This window comes from Segeticoccus rhizosphaerae, assembly GCF_009192725.1.
GTDB classification, from domain to species: domain Bacteria; phylum Actinomycetota; class Actinomycetes; order Actinomycetales; family Dermatophilaceae; genus Segeticoccus; species Segeticoccus rhizosphaerae.
This window is the reverse complement of the sequence record NZ_VOHR01000334.1, coordinates 1-3947: the sequence shown is the minus strand read 5'-3', so window position 1 is coordinate 3947 and position 3947 is coordinate 1. Positions and strand designations below refer to the sequence as shown.

Sequence of the window (3947 nt, the reverse complement as noted above, 5' to 3'; positions counted from 1 at the left end):
GCGGCCAGGACGTTGGGGAGCGCGGGCTGCAGGATGAGGGCGATGCCGGCGCCCACGGGCAGCAGGCCCAGGGCACGCAGCCAGCCGGGGAAGCGCGCCGGGGCGGCCAAGGCCTCCTCCAGCCCGTCCAGGGCCTGCTGGGGCTGGAGAGTGCCACCGACCAGCGCCGCCGGGAAGTCCGACACCATGGCCAGCTGATCGAGCCGGAGCGCGCCACCGACCTGCTGGAAGCCCGCCGACTGGTCCGGGCCCAACGCGACGAACAAGCCGGTGGGGGTGGCGGCGACCTGGGCCTGCGGCGATCCCAGGGCGGCGGCGACGGCCCGCAGGTCGTCCTCGACCTCGTGGACGCTGCGACCGCCGGCGAGCAGAGCAGACCCGAGTCGCAACAGGATCCGTCGTCGGAGCACGGCAGGCGCCGGTTCGATCGGTTCAGGCCCGGCCATGACCACCGCCTTCGTGTTTCGCCGTGCGGCCGTCAGCGTATCGGCGCGAACACGACCTCGGTGAAAGCGCCACGGGGGCCGTCGCAGGAGGAGTACTCTGGCGCGGTCATCGAAGGGTCCTGGCGTGAGCGTGTTCTGTCCTGGTGAGACCAAGCCGCACAGCGGATACCGCCATGAGGCCCTGCTCTGGCATGGGAGCGACGAGTTCCTCGACGCTGCAGTGCCGTTCGTGCTCGAAGGTGTGGCTGGCGGGCAGCCCGTGATGGTCGCCGTCGTGGAACCGCGACTCGCCCTGCTCCAGGACGCGCTGGATGGCCGGGGGACCAGCGTCCGCTTCGTCGACATGGCTGTCCTGGGCCGCAACCCGGCCCGCATCATCGCGGCCTGGCGAGACTTCATCGAGGAGCAGGGGCCAGAGCCGGGCCCGATGCGAGGGATCGGTGAACCGATCTGGGCGGGGCGGCGGCCGGAGGAGCTGCAGGAGTGCCAGCTTCACGAAGCCCTCCTCAACCAGGCCATCGAGCCCGAGGTGCCCCTGTGGCTCCTGTGCCCCTACGACGCCGAGGCGCTCGACCCCGGCGTGCTCGGGGAGAGCTGGCGCAGCCACCCGAGCGGGCACGGGTCGGAATGGGTGGACAGCGCCAGCTACGGCGGCTCCCACCACGTCGGGGAGCTCTTCGGCATGCCGCTTCCCGAGCCCGAGACACTGGCCCCCCGGATCATGTTCGACCGGCACGACCTCGGCATGCTGCGGGGCGTGGTGTCGCGGTTGGCAGGGTCGTGCGACGTCGCACCGCGCGCCGCCGCCGACCTGGTCCTCGCGGTGCACGAGATCGCCTCCAACAGTGTCATCCACGGAGGTGGTGGGGGAGTGCTGCGGTGGTGGTCGAGCCCCGATGCCGTGGTGGTCGAGGTGCGCGACCTGGGCCACATCACCGACCCGATGGTGGGCCGGGTGCCCCCGTCGCCACAGGGCGCCGGTGGTCGTGGTCTGTGGTTGACCAACCAGCTGTGCGACCTGGTGCAGGTGCGGTCGGGCACCTGGGGGACGTGCGTGCGGATCCACCACTGGCGGTGAGTCACGGACCTCGCCGGCCAGGTGGCGGGCGGCACTTCGGCAGGGTGGCAGGAGCGGTGGTGGCGATCGCGGTCAGGGACGGATGATCGCCATACCGGCGCCCGGTGCCATCGTGGCCAACGCCTGTCCCGCCTGGTCGAGGGTCAGCTCGTGGGTCACGAGGCGGTCGGGCTGCAGGGTGCCTGCTGCGACGAGGGAGAGCAGTTCCGGGTAGGCGTGAGCGGGCATGCCGTGACTGCCGAGCAGGTCCAGCTCCAAGGCGATCACCCGTTCCATGGGGAGCGGCGGGTGGCCCTCGCTCGCCGGGAGCAGCCCCACCTGCACGTGCCGACCACGACGACGCAGGCTCAGTACCGAGGCCGAGCAGGTGTCCGGGCTCCCCAACGCGTCCAGGGAGACGTGACCACCACCCTGGGTCGCGTCGACCACCGCCTGCGCGACCTTCTCCGCGCTGCGCCCGGACCCGTCGACCGCGACGCGTGCGCCCAGGTCGCGGGCCAGGGCCAGAGCTTCGGTGCTGATGTCGACGGCGACGACGTGGGCCCCCGCCGCCGTGGCGATCTGCACGGCGGACAGACCCACACCTCCGCACCCGTGGACCACGACCCACTCGCCGGCCTGGACCCGCGCCCGGTGCACCACGGCACGGAAGGCCGTGGCGTAGCGGCACCCCAGCGCGGCCGCCGCGCCGAAGTCGAGGTTGTCCGGGAGCGAGACGAGGTTGACATCAGCGGCGTCGATCGCGACCAGCTCCGCGAACGAGCCCCAGTGGCTGAAACCCGGCTGGGTCTGCCGCTCGCACACCTGTTGCTGCCCGGCCGCGCACGCGGCGCAACCTCCGCAGGCACACACGAAGGGCACGGTGACGCGCTCACCCGGACGCCAGCGGCGGACCTCCGGACCCACGGCCGCGATGGTCCCGGCGAGCTCGTGACCGGGGACGTGGGGAAGCTCGATGTCGGGGTCGTGCCCCATCCAGCCGTGCCAGTCGCTGCGGCACAGTCCGGTCGCACCTACGCGGACCACCACGCCGGAAGGGGAGGGCCTGGGCGCGGCGACCTCGCGGACCTCCAGGGAGCCGCCGAACCGCTCGAACACGACTGCACGCACGGGCCACATCATGCCCCAGGCCACGGCCCGGGAGACCGCACGGTGTCGGTGTCATCGGTCATGATGGAGCGGTGACCTCTCAGCCTGCGGCCCTGTCTCCCTTCGTAGGACGGCACAGCGCGGTCGAGACCCTGTCGGAGCAGCTCGGGCTGGCCCGACCCGGGGCCACCTTCCGCGGCGTGCTGCTGTCCGGCGACGCCGGCATCGGCAAGACCCGGCTGCTCTCGGTCACGAGCGACCGGGCCCGCGATGCCGGGTGGCGTGTCGCAGCCGGCCACTGCCTCGACCTCGGTGGCACCGCCCTGCCCTACCTGCCCTTCATCGAGGCCTTCGCGGCTCTCGACGCCGAGGTCTCGGGCCTGATCGGGACGGCGCTCAAGGAGCATCCGCCGCTGGGTCGGCTCCTGCCCGGGCGCGGTGCCCAGCCGGCGGAGCCGGACCGGCCGGAGGGACGCGAAGGACTGGACGGCTCCGCCGATGCCGCTTCGGTGTCCCACCGGACGGACCTGTTCGAGGCCGTGCTCGCGACGCTGACCGAGTTGGCGTCGGAGCAACCCCTGCTGCTCGTCCTCGAGGACGCCCACTGGGCCGACCAGTCCACCCGTGACCTGCTGACCTTCCTGCTCACCCGGGCGGTCCCGAGCCCGCTCGCCATGGTGCTGTCCTACCGCGCCGAGGACCTGCACCGCCGGCACCCTTTGCGCGGAGCCATCACCCAGTGGAGTCGCCTGCCCAGCGTCCAGCGCCTCGAGCTCGGCCCGCTCGCGGACCGTGACGTGGGGACCCTCGTGCGGACGTTGCGTCCCGGCCACGTGCCCGAGGCCGAGGTCCAGGAGGTCGTCCGACGGGCGGAGGGCAACGCGCTGTTCACCGAGGAGCTGGTCGCCGCCAGCGCGGCCGGCGAGGGTGCCGTGCCACCCGATCTCGCCGGACTGCTCCTCGTGCGTCTCGACCAGCTGGACGACGACGCCCGCAGCGTCGTGCGGCTCGCGGCCGCCGCGGGACGCCGGGTGAGCCACACCGTCCTGGCCAGCGTCTCCGGCCTCGAACCGACGACGCTCGACCACGCCCTGCGCGAGGCCCTCGAACGCAACATCCTGGTCCGCGTCGGTGACGACGCCTATGCGCTCCGGCACGCCCTGCTCCGGGAAGCGGTGTATGACGACCTGTTGCCCGGCGAGCGCGTCCGCGCCCACGCGGCATACGTCAAAGCGCTGTCGGGACTGGCCATCAAGGGCGCGGCGGCCGAGCTGGCGCGCCACGCGCGCGCCGCACACGACAGGGCGACAGCACTGCGGGCCAGCATCCGGGCC

At 72.9% G+C, this 3947-nt stretch carries 4 protein-coding genes; 2 read left to right on the top strand and 2 right to left on the bottom strand.

The genetic code is table 11. The annotated features are described in order from the left end of the window. On the bottom strand, nt 1–446 hold a 446-nt coding region (locus FRW57_RS18485), incomplete at its 3' end, for a threonine/serine exporter family protein (protein ID WP_162529418.1). Between the two features lie 124 nt (nt 447–570). Between FRW57_RS18485 and FRW57_RS18480 the strand changes: the two genes are divergently transcribed. Next, the gene (locus tag FRW57_RS18480) at nt 571–1524 is read left to right on the top strand and encodes a sensor histidine kinase (RefSeq protein ID WP_137122642.1); all 954 of its coding nucleotides are present in this window, start codon (nt 571–573) and stop codon (nt 1522–1524) included. 72 nt (nt 1525–1596) lie between these two features. On the opposite strand, the gene FRW57_RS18475 is transcribed toward FRW57_RS18480, so the two are convergent. Then, entirely contained in the window at nt 1597–2634 is a 1038-nt protein-coding gene (locus tag FRW57_RS18475; protein ID WP_137122643.1) for a zinc-binding dehydrogenase, read from the bottom strand. Nucleotides 2635–2705: 71 nt separating this feature from the next. Between FRW57_RS18475 and FRW57_RS18470 the strand changes: the two genes are divergently transcribed. Beyond that, a partial coding sequence (locus FRW57_RS18470) for an ATP-binding protein (protein WP_152186704.1) occupies nt 2706–3947 on the top strand: 1242 nt, incomplete at its 3' end.